15 protein-coding genes and 3 pseudogenes are annotated in these 22644 nt (G+C 61.6%); 5 read left to right on the forward strand and 13 right to left on the reverse strand.

All coding sequences use genetic code 11. The features are described from left to right. Window positions 1-4: 4 nt before the first annotated feature. The 7 genes and pseudogenes from ABID59_RS09245 to ABID59_RS09275 form a co-directional block, all read right to left on the reverse strand. Window positions 5-976: a TRAP transporter substrate-binding protein gene (locus tag ABID59_RS09245; protein WP_148751185.1), complete on the reverse strand. Its 972-nt coding sequence runs from the start codon at window positions 974-976 to the stop codon at window positions 5-7. Between the two features lie 575 nt (window positions 977-1551). Continuing rightward, complete coding sequence (locus ABID59_RS09250; protein WP_148751183.1) at window positions 1552-2280, reverse strand: Crp/Fnr family transcriptional regulator; 729 nt, start codon at window positions 2278-2280, stop codon at window positions 1552-1554. A gap of 285 nt (window positions 2281-2565) precedes the next feature. Continuing rightward, a pseudogene (locus ABID59_RS09255) lies at window positions 2566-2768 on the reverse strand (hypothetical protein); the annotation flags it as partial. Between the two features lie 29 nt (window positions 2769-2797). Further along, entirely contained in the window at window positions 2798-3202 is a 405-nt protein-coding gene (locus ABID59_RS37400) for an IS630 family transposase (protein WP_502916456.1), read from the reverse strand. Then, window positions 3189-3653: a hypothetical protein gene (locus ABID59_RS37405; protein ID WP_502916455.1), complete on the reverse strand. Its 465-nt coding sequence runs from the start codon at window positions 3651-3653 to the stop codon at window positions 3189-3191. The genes ABID59_RS37400 and ABID59_RS37405 overlap by 14 nt, the downstream gene beginning before the upstream one ends. A 97-nt stretch (window positions 3654-3750) precedes the next feature. Beyond that, window positions 3751-4833: pseudogene (locus ABID59_RS37410) on the reverse strand (IS630 family transposase). Window positions 4834-4888: 55 nt separating this feature from the next. Then, a complete protein-coding gene (locus tag ABID59_RS09275) occupies window positions 4889-9220 on the reverse strand; it encodes an Ig-like domain-containing protein (protein ID WP_354083186.1) in 4332 nt (1443 codons plus the stop codon). Window positions 9221-10242: 1022 nt separating this feature from the next. Here ABID59_RS09275 and ABID59_RS09280 point away from each other — a divergent pair. Next, window positions 10243-10500 (forward strand): annotated as a pseudogene (locus ABID59_RS09280) (IS630 family transposase); the annotation flags it as partial. Here the strand turns inward: ABID59_RS09280 and ABID59_RS09285 are convergent. Further along, window positions 10497-11336, reverse strand: coding sequence for a universal stress protein (locus ABID59_RS09285; protein WP_354083187.1), 840 nt, complete (start codon window positions 11334-11336; stop codon window positions 10497-10499). The pseudogene ABID59_RS09280 and the gene ABID59_RS09285 overlap by 4 nt on opposite strands. A 195-nt stretch (window positions 11337-11531) precedes the next feature. Between ABID59_RS09285 and ABID59_RS09290 the strand changes: the two genes are divergently transcribed. Both ABID59_RS09290 and ABID59_RS09295 read left to right on the forward strand, forming a co-directional pair. Continuing rightward, entirely contained in the window at window positions 11532-13055 is a 1524-nt protein-coding gene (locus tag ABID59_RS09290; RefSeq protein ID WP_354083188.1) for a bifunctional aminoglycoside phosphotransferase/ATP-binding protein, read from the forward strand. Window positions 13056-13080: 25 nt separating this feature from the next. Continuing rightward, on the forward strand, window positions 13081-14055 hold the full coding sequence (locus tag ABID59_RS09295; RefSeq protein WP_354083189.1) for a CHAD domain-containing protein: 975 nt from the start codon (window positions 13081-13083) through the stop codon (window positions 14053-14055). An 84-nt stretch (window positions 14056-14139) separates the two neighbouring features. Here the strand turns inward: ABID59_RS09295 and ABID59_RS09300 are convergent, their stop codons facing one another. From ABID59_RS09300 to ABID59_RS09310, 3 genes are all read right to left on the reverse strand, one after another. Next, window positions 14140-14598 carry a RidA family protein gene (locus ABID59_RS09300; protein WP_502916787.1) on the reverse strand — a complete coding sequence of 153 codons (459 nt, stop codon included), beginning with the start codon at window positions 14596-14598 and terminating at the stop codon, window positions 14140-14142. A 21-nt stretch (window positions 14599-14619) separates the two neighbouring features. Continuing rightward, window positions 14620-16311: a benzoate-CoA ligase family protein gene (locus ABID59_RS09305; RefSeq protein ID WP_354083191.1), complete on the reverse strand. Its 1692-nt coding sequence runs from the start codon at window positions 16309-16311 to the stop codon at window positions 14620-14622. A 146-nt stretch (window positions 16312-16457) separates the two neighbouring features. Next, entirely contained in the window at window positions 16458-16976 is a 519-nt protein-coding gene (locus ABID59_RS09310) for a MarR family winged helix-turn-helix transcriptional regulator (protein WP_354083192.1), read from the reverse strand. A 252-nt stretch (window positions 16977-17228) separates the two neighbouring features. On the opposite strand from ABID59_RS09310, the gene ABID59_RS09315 reads away from it, so the two are divergent. Both ABID59_RS09315 and ABID59_RS09320 read left to right on the forward strand, forming a co-directional pair. Then, the gene (locus tag ABID59_RS09315) at window positions 17229-18401 is read left to right on the forward strand and encodes an ABC transporter substrate-binding protein (RefSeq protein ID WP_354083193.1); all 1173 of its coding nucleotides are present in this window, start codon (window positions 17229-17231) and stop codon (window positions 18399-18401) included. Between the two features lie 30 nt (window positions 18402-18431). After that, entirely contained in the window at window positions 18432-18890 is a 459-nt protein-coding gene (locus ABID59_RS09320; protein WP_148752669.1) for a cupin domain-containing protein, read from the forward strand. Between the two features lie 96 nt (window positions 18891-18986). Here ABID59_RS09320 and ABID59_RS09325 read toward each other — a convergent pair whose 3' ends face one another. Beyond that, window positions 18987-20237 carry a flavin-dependent oxidoreductase gene (locus ABID59_RS09325; protein WP_354083194.1) on the reverse strand — a complete coding sequence of 417 codons (1251 nt, stop codon included), beginning with the start codon at window positions 20235-20237 and terminating at the stop codon, window positions 18987-18989. 53 nt (window positions 20238-20290) lie between these two features. Further along, complete coding sequence (locus ABID59_RS09330) at window positions 20291-22642, reverse strand: bifunctional salicylyl-CoA 5-hydroxylase/oxidoreductase (protein WP_354083195.1); 2352 nt, start codon at window positions 22640-22642, stop codon at window positions 20291-20293. Window positions 22643-22644 lie beyond the last annotated feature (2 nt).

The raw sequence follows: 22644 nt of genomic DNA on the forward strand, positions 1-22644 counted from the left end.
AGTGCTACTTCGTGGCCTGAATGCGCTTGACGAGGCTCTGCAGCTTGTCGTCACCGGCGAACTTGGCGTAGACCGGCTTCATCGCATCGACGAACTCCTGCTTGTTCGCGATCGTGACGACCTGAACGCCGGCTGCCTCGACGGTTTTGCGCGAAGCCTGCTCACGCTCGTCCCAGAGCTTGCGCATGACGGGCACCGATTCCTTGGCCGCCTTGCGGATCATCGCCTGATCCTCCTTGCTGAGCGTGTCCCAGACCTTCTTCGACATCACCAGGACTTCGGGCGCCAGCGAGTGCTCGGTGACATTGTAGAACTTGGCGGCCTCGAAGTGGCGCGAGGACTCGTAGGAAGGCCAATTGTTCTCGGCGGCGTCCACCAGACCGGTCTTGAGGGCGGTGTAGACCTCGCCATACGGCATCGGCGTCGGGTTGGCGCCGAGGCTCTCGATCATGCCGACCCACAGATCAGACTGCTGGACGCGGATCTTCAGGCCCTTGACGTCTGCAAGCGACTTGATCGGTGCCTTGACGGTGTAAATCGAACGGGCGCCGCTGTCGTAATAGGCGAGGCCGATCAGGCCGGCCGGCTCCATGGCGGCCAGGATCTCGTCGCCAATCGGCCCGTCGAGAACGTTGCGCATATGCTGGGTGTCGCGGAACACGAAGGGCAGGCAAAGCGCGACGGTCTCAGGCACGAAATTGTTGAGCGGCGATGAGTTGATCCGCATCATGTCGAGCGCGCCGATCTTGAGCTGCTCGATGGTGTCCTTCTCGGAGCCCAGAGCTCCGTTCGGAAATACCTTCACGCCAAGCTTGCCGCCGCTCGCTGTCGCAAGCTGCTTGCCCAAGAACTTGACGGCTTCGACGGTCGGATAGTCGGCCGGATGGACGTCGGCGGAGCGGAAATCGCGTGCGGTTGCGAGCGGCGCCGACACCGCCAATGCAGCGGCTGCGATGATACCGATTAATGTCTTCATCTGGGGTTTCCTCCTGAGTTGATTATGTCGTCGTTGGGCACGTGCTGCGGGCCGCCTTGGGTCGCTCCACTTCGGGTGTGAAGTCAAGCGCTGCAACTGCACCACCTTCGTAGGGTTGCGTAGCGGAGTCGAGGGGATTTGGCTCGTTGGTAGTGTCTGCCCGGGACAGTGCGACGCTCATCGCGCCCGCTCCTACGGGGGACCTGCGCGGCAAGTGCCGGCTCCCCGGCAATCGGGCCGCGTCACCGGCCAATGCCGGATGCGCGGTAGCGATGCTCATCGTATCCATGGACATTCCTCTGGTGTTGTGCTCGACCGCTATTGATTGCGGCTTGAGGTTCGGGCGAGACGATCGCCTCATCCTGTACGAACGCGCCGCACCGGCGCGATATCGCCAGCGTCGTCCCTAGGGCGGGCGGCATTCTGAGTCCAAGCCAAATGCGGCATTGATCGATGCTGGAGTTGCATCGATCAACCACGCGGTGCCCCCGCGGGACAATCGGCAGAAAGTTCAATTTTTCCGAATACAGACACGAGGGAGCGTTACGTGGGCAGAGTCCCCCACCGCGAGAAGCTCACTCGCCCTCGAGGCCACTCTCGGCGAGCGCGCGCAGCGCATCGGTATCAAGCACGACGATGGCGCCATGCTCGAGGCGCACCCAGTTGCGTCCGGACCATGCGCGCAATTGCTTGTTGATGCTCTCGCGCGTCATCCCCACCATCTCGCTGATCTCCTGCTGGGTGATCGCGAGTGTGCCGCTGCCCGAGTCGAACTTGCGCTCCTCGGTGAGGCCGAGCAGCGCGCTCGCCAACCGGCCCGGCAGATTCTGCAAGATCACCTGCTCGACCTGCTGGCTGGTCCAGCGCAGCCGCGCACAGAGCAGTTCGATGAATTTCATCGCGAGCGCCGGCTGACTCTTCACGAACGGCAGAAAGTCGCGGCGGTCGATGATGTAGAGTTCGCAATTGGTATTGGCGGTCGCGTCCGCCGACCGCGGTGCACCATCGAGTACGGCGATCTCGCCGAAGATTTCTCCGGGACCGATCAGATTGAGAATGGCGTTCCGGCCGTCGGGCGACGAGGAGGAAATTTTTACTGTTCCGGAGATCACCGCGAACAGATTGTTGCCGGGGTCGCCCTTGGCGGCGATGGTCGAGCCACGCTTGACCGTGGTGTGCTTGGCATAGCGGCAGAGCTGATCAAGCGCGTCCGGTTCCAGATCTGCGAAGATCGGGTGCTTGCGCAGGACTGAGAGTTTGTTGCCCGACGACTGTCGGGGGTCGCCGGTCTTGTCCTGAGGCACGCCGGGACTCCTAAGACTGCGAGGCATTGGAGTTCCTGCGTAGTCAGTGTTGCCGGGCTTTTCAACCGGAAAGCACAGGCACAGTTTTAGTCAAATGTCGTTAAAATGCCGCGGTCGCGTCATGAAAGCGCATCCGCAGGGTGCGTCGATGCATTTCCGACCATGCAGAGTTGCAGAGACGGCAAGTCTCAGCCGAACTCGTGGCACATCGGAACGGCGGGCACGGCCGGGGCGCCTCCGCGTGCCGCGGACGATTCAGGCCGCAGCCGGGGCCTCGACCCGTGCTCAGAGCTTTAGCCGGACGTCGCAGATATCAGGCTCCGTAGGATCCGGCTTGATCTCGAATCCGAGCAGCCGACACATCTCGATCATCACAACGTTCTCCTTGAGCACGTCGCCCGAGATGGTCCTTAGCCTTTCCGACCTGGCGTAGTCGATGATCAGCTCCATCAGGGCCTATCGAGCCCCCTGCCCTTGAGAAACGCCCTAGGTCAGCGTTTTCGTGGTTCGAATCATATCAGGCCGCCTCAGCGAGCTTGTAGGACCAAGTGTGGACAACCGGATGCCGATTGACATCGTCGATGCCGGCCATGATGCGCTCTTTGAGCTCGTGTTTTGAGGTCACCCGGATGTGGCGCAAGACGGAGCGAGCAAACTTGGAGAAGAAGCCCTCGATGAGGTTGAGCCAGGAGCCGTGCTTGGGTGTGAACGTAAATGCGAAACGGCCTACGGGTCGTGCATCGAGCCAGGCTCTGGTTTCCTTCGAGATATGTGCGGAATGATTGTCGAGGACCAATTTGATCGTGGTCCCGGCCGGATAAGCGGCATCGAGAAGTTTGAGGAATTCGATGAACTCGCGGCTGCGGTGGCGGTCTTTGACGAGCGCGTGAATCTTCCCGGTCAGCAAATCAATTCGTGCCATGGCGTCGATACTCAAAATCGCGAGCAAAGGCCGGGTAAATGCCCGGCACGGGCGGCAAATCCGGCGCCGTCGTCGCGATGGCTTGGATCCCCGGCTTTTCGTCGTAGGAGACGATCGTCACCGGCTTGCCCGATTTCTTCGACTTGACTTTCTTCGACTTGGCTGCGGCTTTTTTCAGGATCTGGACCTCGCGATAGATACCCAGGACCTCCGCCATTTTCTGCTCGAACTCGGCATCGCGACGCTCCAGGTAGTAGCGCACCTTGTGCGGCTTGATTTCCTCTTGGCCGAGAATCTTGCACACCGTGCCCTGGACCAGATGGGCAAGGCACCGGTGCCCCGCCGATGGGCCGTGCTCGCGCGCATGGCGTGCCAGCAGCCGCGTCGTCCACAGCTCATGCGGATAGCCGTTTTCTCCCGGCTCATCGCCAACTCGACTGCTTGCCGCCATGTTGCCATGATACCCATCCTCGTTCGAACAGACTCAAACGAGGAATCCACGAACACACTTCCAGTTCCGTGCATGCCGGTTTCATGGAATCGGTCGTCTAGTGGCCGGAACCGGATGTTTTCAACTTCGTGCCGTGCTCTGCTGGGGTATTGTATCGGCAGAATCGCTCGATGGAAGCAAGGATGTCATCAGTGGAGGACCTGTCCCATCGGAACGGTTTGGGATCGGCTTTGTGTCGGTCGATGAACGATTTGATGTCAGCTCTGAGGGCGGCGACGCTGCGACAGACGCCGCGCCCAATCTTCTTATCGGTAAGGAGCGCGAAGAAGCGCTCGACTTGGTTGAACTATGACGAACTGGTCGGGGTCAGGTGCGCGTGCCAACCAGGCTTTTTAGCCAGCCATCTTCGGACCAGGGTGGTTTTATGCGCGACGTAATTGTCCATGACGAGATCGACGTCGAGTTCGCGCGGCATGGCGGCCTCGATCTCGTCGAGCAACCTGCGGAACTCGGCAGAAAGGTGGCATCCATAGCACTTGCCGATGACCCGTCCGGTCGCAATAACGAGGGCAGCAATAGCGACGTGGTGCCGTGCCTCGTGTAGTCATGGCTTCTTTGAGCCGGCTGGCCGGGACGCATCGGCAGCATCGGCTGACTGAGGTCCCGCGCCTGGATTTGGGACTTCTCGTCCACACATAGAACGATAGCGTGCTCCGGCGGATAAACGTGCACTCACACGTGGCGCAGTTTGGCCACGAAGTTTGGATCCGTGGAAAGCTTGAATGTCTCCAATCTATGCGGCTGGAGCCCGAAAGCCCGCCAGATGCGTTGCACCGTCGACACCGACAGGCTGCGCGCCGGAACTCCAATGGGTGGCGTTCTCAGGGCAACTTTCCAGTGTCCTCACGACCGCAGCTTCGATACGAACATCGTCAATAGTGCGCGACGCTCGGAGCGCTCCTCGTGATGCTGCCCGTCCAACCGCCGCTCCATAGACCGTCGCCGCCACTTACCGACCGTCGCCTAGTGCAGGCCCAGCTTGGCCGCACTTCCTTGTTCTGACTGCCTTCCGCGCAGGTCAGCACGATTCGGACTCTTAGAGCCAACTCCGGCCCTGACTTCGCGGCATGGTCAGCGACTTTAGTTCGGCGAGCTCGTCATCGCTCAATATCAAGGGCATTCGAGCGCTGACGCGGAAAGGGGGCAACTGGCGGGACATCATGCCAGCGCACACCTCAGCTAACGAGATGCCAATCGGCTGCTGCATTGATTGTTCCGATTTGAGCCTTGGCTTCGACCTGTGTGCCGTTCATCTCCCAGACCGACAACGCATGGGTGGTATTGTTCTCGAACAGAAGATCAGTCTTGCCATCGCCGTTGTAGTCGCCCTTGCCGACGTACTGGAAGCCGGGGTCCATGACGCCGATCTGCGGGTTGGCTGTGAGCTGGGTGCCGTTCATCTGCCAAATCGCGACGCCGCCGTTCGTGTTGTTGAGCAACAGCAGGTCGGTCTTGCCGTCGCCGTTAAAGTCGCCGATGTCGGCGAAGTGCCAGCCGGCCGCGGCATTGATGGTACCGATTTGTGGGTTGGCCATGACCTGGGTGCCGTTCATCTCCCAGATCGCAACTCCATTGGTGGTTGGATTGAGAAGCAGAAGGTCGGTCTTGCCGTCACCGTTGAAGTCGCCGGTGCCCTCGAATTGCCAGCCGGCAGCGGCATTGATGGTACCGATCTGCGGATTGGCCATGACCTGGGTTCCGTTCATCTCCCAGATCGCTACGCCATGCGTAGTTGAGTTGAGAAGCAGCAGGTCGGTCCTGCCGTCACCGTTGAAGTCACCAGTGTCGGCGAAGTGCCAGCCGGAAGCGGTATTGATGGTACCGATTTGCGGGTTGGCCATGACCTGGGTTCCGTTCATCTCCCAGACCGCAACGCCATCCGTGTTGTCATTGAAGAGAAGCAGGTCGGTCTTGCCGTCACCGTTGAAATCACCGGTGCCCTCGAATTGCCAGCCGGCAGCGGCATTAATGGTGCCGACCGTGGTGTTCGCGATCACCTGCGTGCCGTTCATTTCCCAGATCGTAACGGCATGGGTCGTGTCGTTGACAAACAGTAAGTCGGATTTGCCGTCAGCGTTGAAGTCTCCCGTGGCGGCGAGTTCGGACCCTGACGGCGCGGTCCCGATCTGGGGATTCGCCACCACCGTTGTTCCATTCATTTCCCAAACCGCAATGCCATGGCTGGTGTCGTTCTGGAGCAGCAAGTTGGACATGCCGCCAGACGTACCAAAATTGACGTCCGTCTGATCGAGCGTGAAGGTGATGCTGGCACTGGCCGTGTTGCCGGCAGTATCGGTATCGGTCACAAGCACGGAGTGGCTGCCGTCCATCATCGGCGCGACGTAGCTCGCCGATGGCGTCCCGCCGTCCACTGAGTAGGTGCGGGTAACATCGCCGGCCGCCGCGCTGATGGTCAGCGCGTCATCCCGTGTGGTGTGGTCGGTGTTCGAGATGCCGGTGTCATCGGTCAGCGCCACGGTCGGCGTCGCGATCGTGGTGTCGAGCGTGATCATCAGCGCCGCGGTTGTCGATGAATTTCCGGCGGCATCGTCAAAGAATGTGGTGATCGACTTCGTGCCGTCCGCGCCAAGATCGCCGGCCGTCGCGGTCAAATGGACGGATCCGGCTGCCACGTCGCCTGCGGTGATGGTGTGCAGGACGGGATGCGACAGCGATGCGCCACCGAGTTTCAACTCGATGGTATCGCCCGCCCGCACGGTTGGATTGAGCGACACCTGGAACGTCGGCGCGGTAGCCTTGGTGATATTATCCGTGCTCGACGAACCGGTATCGGAAGCCGCGATGAGATCCGGCGTGCCGCCCGTCGGCGCCGTGGTGTCCTCTGTCACCGCAAGGACCACGGACGCCGTGCCGCTATTCCCCGCCGCATCGGTCGCTTTCGCGGTGATATTGTGCGTCCCTTCAGCCAGCGCCGATGTCATGATACTGAACGCGCCAGTCGTCAGGTCCGCAGTGCCCGTGCCAAGTACTGTGGTGCCGTTCGTATCATACAGCTTCACCGTGCTGCCGCGCTCGGCCGTGCCGTCGACCTTGACCTGCGCAAAGTTGGTGATGCGATCGCCGATCGTACCGCTGTCCGTCGTCGCGTCGAGCGACAGACCGGTTGGCGGGACCGGCGGCGTGGTGTCCTCCGTCACGACAAGGATGGCAGACGCAGTGCTCGTATTCCCCCACGCATCGGTCGCTTTCGCGGTGATATTGTGCGTCCCATCAGCCAGCGCCGATGTCGTAATACTGAACGCACCGGTCGTCAGATCCGCAATGCCCGTGCCGAGCACGGTCGTGCCGTTGCTATCATACAGCGTCACTGCGCTGCCGAGCTCGGCCGTGCCGTCGATCTTGACATGCGCAAAGTTGGTAGTGTGATCGCCGATCGTACCGCTGTCCGTCGTCGCGTCGAGGGACAGCCCGGTCGGCGCGACCGGCGCCGCCGTATCCGGATGGACGCTGACCTGAGCTACCGCCGTTTGCCACCATCCGTTGGCGATATATTCATTCGATATCCAGAACCCGTTCGGGTTGTTCGGATCGGCGATAGCGGTCGAATAGGTGCCCCAGCGCTGGTCGTTCAGAGCGCCTGAATCGAAAAACGTGGTGCTCGCCTGGTAAAGCGTCGGCGCGGTGAAGTCGGAAGCGCCTGCGCCGAGCACCGTATAATAGTCGGAAGGGTACATGTTCGGCCCGGAGGCCGAAAAATTGATGAGCACGTCGCCGTTCTGGTCGACCGCAATCGAAGGGGTGAACACGGCCACACCCGTGCCGATGGAGGCGCCGGAAATGACGTTCCCGATGACATATTGCGGATTCGTGGGATCGGTGACATCGAGCTTGAACCACTCGATTTGCGCGAGCCCCCCCGCACTCGGCGTGGCTTCGCTCACGCCATAGACGTAGTTGTGTCCTCCCGAGGAAGTGTAGGCAAGGCCTTGGATGCGCCCGTCGCCAATGCCGAGCGTCTTGGTCGTGCCTAACTGCGCGGCGGTGTTGTTGCTTCCGCCCACATCGGCGTCACCGAGGTAGAGCGTTTGGGTCCCGCTGAAGCCATGCGTCGGATCGTACGTTTGATATGTGAGCGCGGTCTCCCTGGCGGTCGAATGGGCGCTCAAATAGTAGGTCACCCCGTTGTCGCCGGCGATATTGCGCATGATGCCGCCGGACCCTGACACGATAGTGCTGGCGTCAGGCGTGATCGCGGTGTTTGCAGCGGCTATGACGCTGCTTTCGTTGACGACGAATTCGCCGTTGTTGTAGCCGCCTCCCGCGTCGATAAATTCGGGCGCCGAGATGTAGATCTTGCCGTTGCTGACCGACAGATAGGGCATGTCCGATTGGGTCGTGGCGCCGTTGGACGTGTCGATCGAAGCCAAATACCAGCCGTCGTTCGGATTGCTATCTATCGACACGGCGATATCGATATTGGTGGCGAAGTTCCCGGTTCCCGGTTGAAAATTATCCGCGATGACCACGTAGTGGCCGGTCGAACTGTCATAGGTGGCGCGCGCGTCGAGAAGGTTGTTGTCGAGCGTGGCACCAAGCGGCGAGAACAAGCTGTACAATGATCCGTTGGATACGATCGGATGGCCGCTAAGGTCGGTTATCTCGTAGTGCGTGGTCTCCGCGGTGAAAATGTAATTCGGCCCTACCGCCAACGCATTTTGGGGCGGAGTGTTGGTCAGGTCGGACAATCCGGAAAATGACAGGGTGACCGAGGTGGACGACGTCGGTGGCGTCGCCGAATAGAAGTTGAGCGCCGGTACGCCGGCGCTGGCGCCGATCGCCGCAGCGCCGTAAAGGCTTTCGATCGTGGCAAGCAGGGAATAGGGGTCAGCCGGCGAGTCGTTGACGGCCCCTGCCGGGACGCCTCCGCCGACGACGATCGCTGCAACGTGATTGGGGTAGGTCACCGCTGGATTGGTGTTGTTTTCGTCGAAGGTGACGATCAGCAGCGAATTGTTGGCCTCCGCCCAGGCAGCGTAGGCGGAGAGATTGGTCTGGATCCAGGCATCGCCCGCCGGAATCCCGCCGCCATTGTCGCTCGTCGGCGTCATGTTGTGGGTGTCGTCGGGCGAAACAAAGGAGACGGTCGGAAGGTTGGCGAAGCCGGCCGCGGTCTGAGGAAAAGTGCTGAAATCGTGTCCGTCATTGGCCGAATTGGCGAAGTGGATCCAAGGTTGGCGTTCGGGGACCGCCGTGTTTTCGGCGTAACCGCCGAAGGTGTAACCGCTAGCGGCGAGCGTGCTCGCCAGCGTCGGTACGCTGGCCGGAAGCTGGGGAAAGCTGCCATTGGTGTTGATGCCCTGCGTCGAGCCAGAAAACAGGGCAATGTAATTGGGCTGGCTCGGATGGGTCACACCGTAGTCGTTGGTGAGCAGCATTCCCTGAGCGACCAGCGAGTTCAGGTAAGGCGCTTGGGGATTACCTATGATGTCGGAGTAGTTCTCGTTTTCCAGGGAAAGGACGACAATGTGGCTCGGAGTCGTGGTCATGGTCGTCAGCCCTCCATTGCGGTTCGATGCGCGCAGCCTTTTTCATCAAGGTGCGCTGCTCTTTGCGTTCGCCTCTGCGGCGGCCCCAGAAGGCGGACGGGACAGACGAAGCGTGGGAGATCGCGGTGCCTGTTGGTCGAGAGAGCAGGTTCCAAGACGACCGCTGCTACAGTCTCGGAACGCGGGCTACTTGGCGTCCGCATGAATTCCCCTCCGGAGTGCGGCAATAGAGATTTAGGCGCGCCGCTGCCGCGGTCCGCTCGGCCTCTTCAGAACAGCTGACGACAGAAAGCCCCGACTCGCTGAATCCGAGACGCGACGAACTGCGATTTGTCTCGATACTCGCTGAGTTCACCTATCGAGCCAACGGCTCGGAGGGGGTACCTCATTCAATCACATGAGGGCGCGACGTGTTGAGAACCCAATAGCCATTTCGGTCATCAGCGCTCACCAAAGGTCTGCTTGCGACCGACGACGAAGCTTGGAGCTGCAACAAAGAAAGCGATCCAGCTCACCATTCGTGCAGGAGCATTTCTTGATCCTGCGCGCTATCGAACGCGGAGGGATCGAGGAAAGGACGGCGTAGGCGCCAAGTGTTAACGTCCACCCGATCGAGCGCCCTAGAAAGATGCTGAGAGACAATACCAGCAGGCCATCGGCGCAATCTGTCGCCGAAAATAATATCCGGCACCCTCCCAGCGGCGTATGCCGACCACCTCACCGCAACGGACGACCGGCTGCGACCCTGACCCCGGAGATTATCATTTGGGACGCGCTTTGGAGAGTTCCGATGTGACCAGTGCCGCCCATTGTCGCAAGCCGTAGCTTGGACCGTAGCTCAATAAGAGACTTGCGGCGCGTACCCCCGATTCAGCGCAAGGGGGAATTAAAGAAAACCATTTCGGGTACTGAGCTGAAGTTTAGCGAAGTTCGCCTGCAAGATCGGGCTTGAGGGCATGGTCTCAAAATTCCGCGACAGCGTCTAGAACCAGGTGAACCTGTTGCTCTTCCAAAGATCGCTGGCTTCGTCATGGCTCAACCAAGTCGAGCACTTGTTCGCGCCCCTTACCGATAAGAAGATCAGGCGCGGCGTCTATCGCAGCGTCGCGGCCTTCAGGGCAGATATCACATCGTTCATCGACCTACACAACGCCGATGCCAAACCGTTCCGATGGACCAAGTCCGCCGATGACATCCTTGCTTCCATCGAGCGCTTCTGCCGATATAATGCCCCAGCAGAACACGACGCGATGTTGCGAACTTCCGGTTCAGGACGCTAGTGCGACATCATCACCCAGCACGGTGGCTGGCCGATGACGGTCTTGGTCACGCCGCCCCAAACGACCTCATTCAGACGCGAATGGTGGTAGGCGCCCATGACGATGGCGTCGACGGCGTGGGCCTGTGCCCAGCTCCCCAGCACCTTGCCGATCGAGCTGCCGCTTTCCTTCACGGTCTCGAAGGACGCATAGATCCCGTGTTCCCTGAGATGATCGACGAGGCTGGTGCCGGATTGCGTGATCGCGTCGTCTTTGTCATCTGCCGCCGTGATCACGCGCACCACAGCAGCGGCTTGTAGGATTGGCAATGCGTCGCCGACCGCACGCGCGGCGCGGGCCGAAGAGTCCCAGGCAATCACGACGCTCTCGAATTCCGGTCGCAGCGCCTCCACATGCTGCTCCGGACAAAGCAGCAGCGGCCGGCCGGATTGGAACAGGAAGGTCTCAACGATGTTTTCGGTTCGGCTGTCGTGCGGCTTCACTGGAATCAGGGTGAGGTCACTGAAGCGCGCATGTTCAGCCAGAGTCGATGCGATCTGGTCCGCCGGGACCCTCCCCGATCGGCTTTGGGCCCGAATGCCGGCACGCGAGGCCGCATTGGTGAATGCATTCAGGAGCTGCTGCATGTCGCCCACCTCGCGCACAACGCTGAGTTCGGCGGATTCCGGGTCATCAGGAAACACCACTTTCGGCCGAACAAAACCATCGTCCTCGAGCGCGAGCCCGGTCACCCTGGCACCGAGATCGGCCGCAACGGCTATGCACTTCTCGATCGCGGCCAACGTGGGGGCACGCGGCTCGCCAAAGAGCGGCAGAAACACGTCCTTGATAGGCATGGGATTCTCCTTGCCGGCCAAAATGGGCCGCCTTTGGTCCGGGCGCTTGATCCTCCTCAAGCCGGGAAAGCTCCGCATCGCCAACCGACGACAGGCCTTGACGGAAGTCAAGGACTGGTCGCCGTCCCGACTTAAGCGTTACCCTGGTTTGCGGCCGGACCGCTTGGCGCCCTCATCTGCAATAAGCCGGCAGGGATGATAGACAATACTGCGACCCAGGAACGGATCTTCGCGACACTGACTGCACGTCCCGGCGTGAAGCGGATCGACACGCACGCGGCTTCAGTTTTCCTTGACGGGACGTGCACGCTGAAGATCAAGCGGGCGGTCAAATATCCGTTTCTCGATTATTCGACACTCGAGAAACGCAAGGCAGCCTGTGAGGAGGAGGTCAGGATCAACCGGCCGCATGCGCCGCAGATCTATCATCGCGTCGTGGCCATTACAGAAGAGCCGGACGGATCAGTGAAGGTCGACGGCCGCGGCCGCCCGATCGAATATGCCGTCGACATGTCACGTTTCGACGAGAGCCGGACGCTGGATCATCTGGCGAAGGCCGGACAGTTCGATGCGGACTTTGCGTCGGCCGTCGCCGACGCGATCACAGCTTCGCATGCTGCGGCGACGCGCGCTGACGGCAAGGCCTGGACGTCCTCCATCCCCGCCCTGATCGACGGCAACAGCAATGGCCTGCGGAGCGGCAATCATTTCCCGGCCGCGGCGATAGAGCAGCTTGCACAAGTCTCGCACGTGGCATTCACGCGCGCCCGTCCCTTGCTTGAAGAACGCGGCCGCCAGGGTTTTGTGCGCCGCTGCCACGGCGATCTGCATCTTGCGAATATCGTGCTGATCGGGCAGCAGCCCGTGCTGTTCGACGCCATCGAGTTCGACGCGCAGATGGCGACTGTCGACGTGCTCTACGACCTCGCCTTCACCCTGATGGATCTGCTGCGCCACAATCAGCCGCTGGCAGCCAACACCGTTCTGAACCGGTATCTTGCCGCGACGCCGCTGGAAAACCTCGACGCCCTCGGCGCACTGCCGCTATTCATGTCGGTTCGCGCCGCGATCCGGGCCCAGGTGGCGCTGGCGCGGCTGAAGTCTCCGCATTCCGACGATGCCGGCATTCTCGACGAGGCGCGCCGCAATTTCGACCTTGCCCGGGCGCTGATCCAGCCTCCCGCGCCCCGTTTGATCGCGGTGGGTGGACTATCCGGCACCGGCAAGACAGTTTTAGCACGCGCGCTCGCGCCGACCGTCGCTCCGCAGCCGGGCGCCGTCGTGCTGCGCAGCGACGTCATTCGCAAGCAGATGTTTGGTGTCGCCGACACGGAGCGGCTGCCGCCATCCGCATACACGCCCGAGCTCGCAGCGCGGGTCTACGGGACGTTGGCCGCGCATGCCCGGCGTGTGCTGACCCAAAGCCATTCCGCGATCGTCGATGGCGTGTTTGCCCGCGATGTCGAGCGAGACGCCTTCGCCACACTGGCTCGGGATTGTAACGTGCCTCTCACCGGCCTCTTCCTCGTCGCGGATCTGGCGACCCGGCAGGCCCGCATCGGCGGTCGCCGCGGCGACGCATCCGATGCGACGCAAGAGGTTGCGGCGTTGCAAGAGCACTATAATATCGGCCACATCGGTTGGGCGACCATCGATGCATCCGGGACACCAGCGCAGACGCTCCAGAGCTGCCGGGACGCAATCGCTAAGGGCAGATAGGGCAATCTGATTGGCGCGGGCTAGGATGGCGCGACCCACCACGAACTCGACGGCGACCGCCCGCGCCAGGCCGGCCGCGAGCCGGAATACGCTGCCCGGTCGCCTCAGCCCCGGCATGGCCTGCGACACCGCCTTTCGGATCATCGCCCGCCGTCACCTCGCCGCCGTCCTCGCCCAGCATGACGGGACCTGTCGTGGCGATCCGGAGGCGTTGCATCAGATACGAATCGCGCTGACCCATCTGCGGACCGCCATTCGCTTCTTTTCGCCCATGGTCGACGATGCGCTGCGCCCCAAAGTCTGGGCCGAGTTGAAATGGCTGAACAGCCAGCTTGGCATGGTGCGGGACCTCGACGTCGCCATCGAACGCGTCGTCGCCGAGACCGGCGACGAGCTCGCGGTGATCGCCGAGCTCCAGCACTGGGACGAGAAGCGGGCCGAAAGCCATCGCCTCTTGGCCCGCGCGCTGCAGTCGGCGCGATATCGTCGTCTGGTCGAACAGACATCGAGCTGGATCGAGAGCGGCCCCTGGTCGACCAGGCCCAGCAAGGAGGCCATCAGGCTGCGCCGCTGCCCGCTCGCCGACCACGCGACGGAGCAACTGACCGAATGGGAGAAGACGCTGCTCAGGAAGGCCAGGAAGCTGCGCAAGCTCGACGTCGAGAAACGGCACAAGCTGCGGATTCTCAACAAGCGACTGACCTATTCGATCGAGTCGCTGCAGGACTTGTTTGCTGACGACTCGCTGATGAAGCAGAAGTCGATCCTCAAGCAATTGCGCAGGGCGCAAAAGTCGCTTGGACAGTTAAATGATGATGCGCGCGGTCAAACGCTGGCCGCGTCGTTGAACGAGGCCGTTCCCGAGGCCGGCATTCGCTTTCTCGATCGCAAGCGAGAAAAGAAGCTGTTGCGAACGGCTTCGACGGCCTATCGCAAGCTCGACAAGGCCAAACCATTCCGCTCCTCCGACCTGACGCCGAATTCGGAGCCGAAGGACTAACTCTACGCTGGGTCGACACCATGTCCGACGTCTATCTGAACTCACCCGAGGACGACGATCTCACCAAAGCGAGCTGAGCGTAGTTCAGCGTGGAATGACGGCGGTGGCTTCGATCTCGACGCGCGCCGCCTTCTCGACAAGGCGGACGACCTGGACAAGCGCCATCGCGGGATAGTGCGCACCGAAGACGGTACGGTAGATCTTGCCGAGCTCCTTCAGGTTCGTCAGGTATTCGTCCATATCGACGACGTACCAGGTCAGGCGCACGAGGTGCTCGGGCCGCGCGCCGGCTTCGCCAAGGATCTCCGCAATGTTGCTCAGGGTCTGGCGCACCTGCGCGACAAAGCCGTCCGCGAGACGCTCCTCGGCGTCCCAGCCGATCACGCCTCCGGTGACGACGATACGCCCTTCGGCAGCCATGCCGTTGGCATAGCCCTTCGGCATCAGCCAGCCGGACGGCTGGAGCACCTGTGCCCCAGGGCTGGTGTCGTCCTCGGCGGCACCTGGCAGCACCGCGAGTTGTGGGCCTTTCGGCGTCATCACGGACAAATCTTGATCCTCATCTCATTCTGCCGCGACGCCCGAAGACGTCGCCGCCGCCTGCGCCAATTGCCGCAAAGCAAAGCGCTTCAATTTCCCGGTCTCGGTCTTCGGCAGTTGGGTCACGAACTCAATTGCGCGCGGATATTTGTACGGCGCGATCTCGCGTTTGACGTGCTCCTGCAACTCGGCTGCGAGCTTTGCATCCGGCGTCACGCCGGCTGCGACAATGACATAGGCCTTTACAATCATCCCGCGCGCCTCGTCCGGCGCACCAACGACGCCACACTCGGCAACCGACGGATGCGTGAGCAGCGCTGCTTCCACATCCGTGCCTGCGATATTGTACCCGGATGACACGATCATGTCGTCCGAGCGCGACTGGTACCAGAAGTAGCCGTCGCTATCCATCAGATAGGTGTCGCCGGTGATGTTCCAGCCGTTCTGGACGTATTTCCGCTGCCGCTCGTCGGCGAGATAACGGCAGCCGGTCGGTCCTCGCACCGCGAGCTTCCCCATCGTGCCCGGCGGCAACTCATTGCCGTCATCGTCGACGATCTTCGCTTCATAGCCGGGTACGGGCTTGCCGGTCGCGCCGGGACGAATTTCGTCCTCGCTCGCGCTGATGAAGATGTGCAGCAGCTCAGTCGAGCCAATCCCGTCCATCAGCTTGATGCCGGTGGCCTTCAGCCAGGCATCGAATGTCGGCTTGGGCAGCGTCTCGCCCGCGGAGACGCATTTTCGCAGAGAGGAAATGTCACGGCCTGGAAGCTTGCCGATCATGGCGCGATACGCGGTCGGCGCCGTAAAGCAGACGGTGGTCTTGTACTGCTCGACAGCTGAGAGGATATCATCAGGAGTCGTCTTCTCCAGCACGACGAAGGAAGCGCCGATGTGCATGGGGAACAGCACGCCGCCGAAGCCAAAAGTGAAGGCAAGCGGTGCCGAGCCGACGAAACGGTCTTTCTGCTCGGCCCGCAAAATGTTGCGTGCGTAGCCGTCACACACCGCCAGCATGTCCCGATGGAAATGCATGGTGCCCTTGGGATCGCCGGTCGTTCCCGACGTGAAGGCGATCAGGCAGATGTCGTCAGAGGCGGTATCGACCGCCCTGAACTCCGGACTTGCATCCGCAATCAGCGCCTCGAGCGAGTCGGCCGCGCCATTGCCCCAATAGACCACGTGCTTGAGACCGGGCGCAGCCAGCTTCGCCTTCTCCATCTCATCAGAGAGTTTTCCGTCGCAGAGCGCGAGCGTGATCTCCGCCTTCTGGATCGGATAGGACAGCTCCTTGGCGCGCAGCAACGGCATCGTCGCCACGCAAATGCCGCCGGCCTTGATGACCGCGAGATAGGTCGCAACCATCATTGGGCTGTTGGCGGAACGCAACAGCACGCGCCCACCGGTGACAAGACCAAGCTTGCCGACCAGCACGTTGGCGATGCGGTTCACCAGCGCCTGCAGTTCGCGATAGGTGTAGCTGACAGCGGGACTGATGACGCAAGGTGCGTCACCGTGCCCCTGCTCGACCCAGCGATCGAGGAAATAGCTGACGCAATTCAATCGTGACGGATAGCGCAGCTCTGGCCGCGTGAAGATGAACTCCGGCCAGAGCTCAGGGGGCGGCAGATGCTGCCGCGCGAATGTGTCGACATGGGCCGTCGCAGCGTTGCCGTTATGCGAGCCCGAGACTTGAACCTTGGCGGCGTTGGCCATCGCACGCTCCTTTGCGCATGGAAAGCACCCGGCAGCACTAACTCGGCAAACATTTTAGGCTTAAAACAATTTGGCGCAATAGCGGATTTAGGCATCCCCTGCATTTTCGTGCGGCAAGATGGGATTAACGGGCGCGTCGGCCCTGCTTAGGGCCGGTGACGCGCGGCTGATTTGTGCGCCGACGCCTTGGTTTTGGCCAGCAACCGCATCAGCTCGCGCACATCCTTCGGCGTCAAATCGCCAAAGAGATCGGCGATCCAGATTTCGTGTTCCGAGGCCATTCTGCGAAACTCGGCACGGCCGAGTTTCGTGAGGCGGATCACCTGGACGCGGCGGTCGGTCTCCGAGGTGCGGCGGTCGAGATGACCGGATTCCACCAGGCGCTCGACGAGGCCAGTGACGTTGCCGTTGGACACCATCATGCGCTTGGAGACGTCCGACAGCGTCATGCCATCGGGCGCCTTGTCGAGCTGCGCCATCAGATCAAAACGCGGCAGCGTAACATCGAAGCGCTGCCGCAGCCGGCCGCGAACTTCTCCCTCGATCAAGGTCGTGCAGGTGAGCAGGCGCAACCACAGCCGAAGCTCTTCGGCATGGTCCTCCGGCGTTTCGACGGCCTTGGTCTCGGAATCGAGCATCTCGATGCAATCACTCACGGCCGGCATTCGCGCCGGCACCGGATTCCCAACGTTTTGAGCTTCAAATAAATCGATGCCGACCGCAAGCCCAAAGCTGCAACAATCGACCGCACGCCAATTTCTTTAGGCTTCAAATAATTGGCGCGCCGCTTGCATGCACCGTTGCCCACACGATGGTGGCGCCTTGAGCTTGGCTTGCCGCGAGCGCCGTCATCGGCATAAGCTTGGATCGGTGTACGCGGCTTGCTGTGCAGGCCCGATCGACACGGGGGACGGATCATGAAGACGCAACTGACCTTGGCCGCAACTGCCTTGCTGCTCGGCACCGCGATGAGTCCTGCCCTCGCCCAGGAGAAGCTCAAGGTGGGCGTGATTGTAACCCTATCGGGGCCCGCCGCCGCGCTCGGCCAGCAAGTCCGCGACGGCTTTGCGCTCGCGGTGAAGGATCTCGGCGGCAAGATGGGTGGCCGCGATGTCGAGGTCGTCGTGGTCGACGACGAGTTGAAGCCCGACGTGGCGGTGACGAAGGTCAAGGGGCTACTCGAACGCGACAAGGTCGATTTCGTAGTCGGGCCGATCTTCTCCAACATCCTCCAGGCTATCCACCGGCCGGTCACGGAATCGAAGACCTTCCTGATCAGCCCCAATGCCGGCCCGTCGACATTTGCCGGCAAGGACTGCAACCCGTTCTTCTATGTGACGTCGTACCAGAACGATCAGGTCCACGAGATCCTCGGCAAGGTGGCGCAGGATCGCGGCTACAAGCGGATGTATCTCATGGTGCCGAACTATCAGGCCGGCAAGGACTCGGTCGCCGGCTTCAAGCTCGACTACAAGGGCGAGATCGTCGAAGAGTCCTACATGCCGCTCAACACGCTGGACTTCCAGCCGGAGCTTTCCAAGATTTCGGCGCAGAAGCCCGATGCGCTGTTCACGTTTATGCCGGGCGGCCTCGGCGTCAACTTGGTCAAGCAGTACAAGCAGGCCGGTCTCGCCGACAGCATTCCGGTTCTCTCAGCCTTCACGGTCGATGAATCGACCCTGCCGGCACAGCAAGACGCGGCCGTCGGCATGTTCGGCGGCGCAAACTGGGCACCCAATCTCGATAATCCCCAGAACAAGAAGTTCGTTGCCGCCTATGAGGCCGCCTACAGCGGCGTGCCCGGCACCTACGCCTTCCAGGCCTATGATGCCGCAATGCTGATTGACAGTGCGGTCAAGGGTGTGAAGGGCGACCTCTCCAACAAGGACGCCGTTGCCGCAGCCCTGAAGAAGGCGGACTTCACGTCGTTGCGTGGTTCGTTCAAGTTCAACACCAACGGCTATCCGATCCAGGATTTTTACCTGACCAAGGTTGCCAAGCGTCCGGACGGAAAATTCCAGACCGAGATCGTCCAGAAGGTTTTCGAGAATTACGGCGACCGCTATGCCAAGGACTGCAAGGCGAACTAAGGCGGCGCGGCGCGTTAAGGGAGGACTGCAATGAAGAGCGAAATCACCGGCATCACGCGGGCCAACGAGGGAATCCAGGGCATTTCCTGGAACATCCTTGGCCAGACCTATGTGCCGAAGAGCAACACCGAGAACAGTTTCTCCTGGCACGCCACGCTACCGCCGGGCACGTTCGTGCCGCCGCACATTCATCCGGATCAGGACGAATATCTCTACATGCTGGAGGGCAAGCTCGACTTCATGCTCGGCAATTCGGAAGCGCAGGCAACCCCCGGCGATCTGATCCGGCTCGGCATGGGCGTGCCGCACGGCATCTTCAACAAGTCGGACCAGACCGCAAAAGTGCTGTTCTGGGTCTCGCCGACCAAAAAGCTGTTCGACCTGTTCTGGGGCCTTCACAACATGAAGGAACAGAAGCCGGAGGATGTTGTGGCGATGGCCGCCGAGTTCAACATCCACTTCCTGCCGCCGCCTCCCGGCGCGGGCTAGCGGCATGACCCCGGAAAAGTGCGCAGCGGTTTTCCGAAAGGGTCGTGCTCAATCAAAATTGGAGGCCGATGATCATTCATCGGCCTTCAGCTCACATCAAGCGCGCACCGCCGCGAGTCCCGGCACCGCGGCGAATCCGGCCTTGGTGGCGTAGCCGCGCACGATCGCCTCGCGCTGAGAATAGCTCAGCACATTGTCGACATTGTCGAAACCGTCGGGCGCGAGCTGCTCGACGGCGTCGATGACGCCCTCGGGGCCGCCGCGGCGGTTGGAGCGGACGATGTCCGCCGTCATCGGCAAGCGCTTCTTCTCATATTCCATCAGCGCTTGACGCGGATGCTCGGCGCGCACCAGCGCGTCCGCAAGACAGCGCGCATCGAGGATCGCCTGCGAAGCGCCATTGGAGCCAACCGGATACATCGGATGTGCGGCATCACCGAGCAGGGTGACACGCCCGGACGACCAATAGGGCAACGGATCGCGATCACAGGTGGGATATTCGTAAAACTCCGGCGTCGCCGAAATCAGGCTCTTCACGTCGATATAGGGCACCGAGAAGCGCGCGACATGCGGCATCAGCTCCTCGCGCCGGCCCGGGCGTGACCAGTCTTCCTTCCGCGGCGGCGGCGCGTTGCCCTCGCCTACTTTCACCAGCACCGCCCAATTGGTGAGACGGCTAGCCGGGCTCGATCCCTCCGCGATCGGATAGATCACCACCTTGGCGTTGAGGCCACCGGCGACGATCATCGACTTGCCGGTGAGGAACAGCGGCCAGTCGCGCGCGCCGCGCCACAGCATCAGGCCGTTCCAGCACGGCGGCCCCTCGTTCGGGAATAGCGTGTCGCGGACACGCGAATGGATGCCATCGGCGCCAATCAGAATATCGCCGCGCGCGGTATGGACATGCGAACCAGTGCGATCGAAGAAGTAAGCGGTGACGCCGCCCTCGTCCTGCGTGAAGGCGCCAAGCCGGCAGCCGGTGTGGATTGCATCCACTCCAAGCCGCTCTTCGACAGCGCGATGGATGACGCCCTGGAGGCGGCCGCGATGGATCGAGAACTGCGGCACGTCGTGACCGGCGTCCACGCCGCGGGCTTCGCGCCAGACCTCCTGGCCATGGCGGTTGAGGTAGTAGAGCTGGTCGGTCCGGATCGCGACGTCGTCGAGCTTCTGCAGCAGGCCGAGGCTGGCAAGCTCACGCATGGCGTGCGGCAGCGTGTTGATACCGACGCCGAGCTCGCGGATCGTATCGGACTGCTCGAAAATCTCGCAGCCGATGCCGCGGGCCCGCAGCATCAATGCCGTCGTGAGACCACCGATACCGCCGCCGACGATAATCGCCTTCATCGCCCTTAACTCCACTCAATACACAGGCAACGAGGTTAACGTCGCACGGGCGGTCACTCCGCCGCAAGCGGCTTTGTCGCCTCCGCCTTGAGCTCAGCCCGGGTCTTGGGCTTAGCCTTAATTCTCAGCTCCTCGAGATCCTGTCGGTCGCGCACGCTGTTGCGGAAAATCTGATCTTTTCCGGGCAGGTATTGCGGCGGGCAGAACGCATCATTCGCCCCGTACCAGGCCGCCGCCTTCATGGTGAAGAATGGGTCGACCAGATGCGGCCGCCCGAGCGCGACGAGGTCAGCCCGGCCGGCGGCCAAAATGGTGTTGGCCTGGTCCGCGGTCGTGATGTTGCCGACGCACATGGTCGCCACACGCGCCTCATTGCGGACCTGGTCAGAGAACGGCGTCTGGAACATGCGGCCATAGACCGGCTGCCCATCGCGAACCGTCTGGCCCGTCGAGACGTCGACCAGATCGACACCGGCCTCGGCGAACGCACGCGCAATGGCCACCGCATCATCGCCGGTGATGCCGCCATCCGCCCAATCGGTCGCGGAAATGCGCACCGACATCGGCTTGTGCTTCGGCCACGAAGCCCGCAGGGCCTCAAATATCTCAAGCGGGAAGCGCAGCCGGTTTTCGAGCGAACCGCCATATTCGTCCGTACGGCTGTTCGTCAGCGGCGAGATGAAGCTCGCTAGCAGATAGCCGTGCGCGCAGTGCAATTCGAGCATGTCGAAGCCACAGCGCTCGCCGCGCGCGGCCGCCGCGACAAACGAATCTCTCACCGCGTTCATGCCGGCGCGGTCAAGCTCGCGCGGCACCTGGCTGTCGGGAAAGTAAGGCAGCGGCGATGCCGAAACCACGTCCCAGCCGCCTTCGTCCAGCGGGCGGTCCATGCCGTCCCACATAAGTCTGGTCGCCCCCTTGCGGCCGGAGTGCCCGAGTTGCAGGCAGATTTTTGCAGCCGAGTTGCCGTGGACGAAATCCACGATGTGCCGCCACGCCGTCTCCTGCTCGTCATTCCACAATCCGGCGCAGCCGGGTGTGATTCGCGCATCGCGGCTGACGCAGGTCATCTCGGTGAAGATCAGGCCAGCGCCACCGATTGCGCGCGAGCCGTAGTGCACGAGGTGGAAATCACCGGGGACGCCCTCCTTCGCCGAATACATGCACATCGGCGACATCACGGCACGGTTGGCTATCTCCATCTCGCGAAGTCGAAACGGCTGGAACAGCGGCACCATCGGCTTGTCGGTGCTGACGTCGAAGCCTTTGCTGCGCACCTGCCTGGCGAATGACTTCTCGACTTCGGCGACGAAATCGGGCGCGCGGAGCTTCAGATTGTCATAGGTGATCGCCTTCGAGCGCGTCATTACGCCGAAAGCGAACTGCACGGGATCGAAATCCCAGAAGCGGTCGACATGCTCGAACCAGACCAGCGAGACATCAGCCGCGTGCTGGGTCTTCTCGACCTCTTCGCGGCGACCGTGCTCATAGACATCCAGTGCAGCTTGGATGTCGGGTGCCTTTGCCATGGCGTCAGCCAACGCGATCGCATCTTCCATCGCGAGCTTGGTGCCAGATCCGATCGAGAAATGCGCGGTCGCCTTGGCGTCCCCGAGCAGCACCATGTTGTCCTTGACCCAACGCTTGCTGCGGATCATCGGGAAATTACGCCACATCGAGCGGTTGGTAAGCAGCTTGTGCCCATCGAGGAACCAGCCGAAGATGTCGGCCATCCGTGCAGCGGACTGGGTCTCATTCAGTCCCGACAGGCCCGCGCGCTCGAACGTCTCCGGATCGGTCTCGAAAATCCAGGTCGAGTGACCGGCTTCATATTGGTAGGCGTGGGCGATGAAAGGTCCCCACTCCGTCTCCTGAAAGATGAAGGTGAAGGCATCGAGCGGCCTGGTCGAGCCCATCCAGGCAAACTTGTTAGTGCGGAGGTCGACTTCCGGCTCGAAGTGATCGACGTGCTTCTCCCGAAAACGGCTGTTGATCCCGTCTGCAAACAAAACAAGATCGGCACCGGCGAAGCGCGACTCGTCATCGATATCCACTTCGAAATGGAGGCTGACACCGAGCTCGCGCGCACGCTCCTGCAGGATCAGCAACAATTTTTGCCGCGAGCAGCCGCAAAAGCCGTTACCTCCGACCCGATGCACCGTGCCGCGAAAATGCACGGCGATATCGTCCCAATAGGCGAACTCCTGGGTGATGCGGCGGTAGCTCGGAAGATCGTGCTTTTCGAAATTGTCGAGCGTGGCGTCCGAGAATACCACGCCGAAGCCGAACGTGTCGTCGGCGCGGTTGCGCTCATACACGGTGATATCGGCGCTTGGCCGCTGCTTCTTGAGCAGGATTGCAGCGTAAAGACCCGCAGGTCCGCCACCGATGATCGCGACTTTCATGG

This window comes from Bradyrhizobium sp. S3.3.6, assembly GCF_040546905.1.
Lineage (GTDB): Bacteria > Pseudomonadota > Alphaproteobacteria > Rhizobiales > Xanthobacteraceae > Bradyrhizobium > Bradyrhizobium cytisi.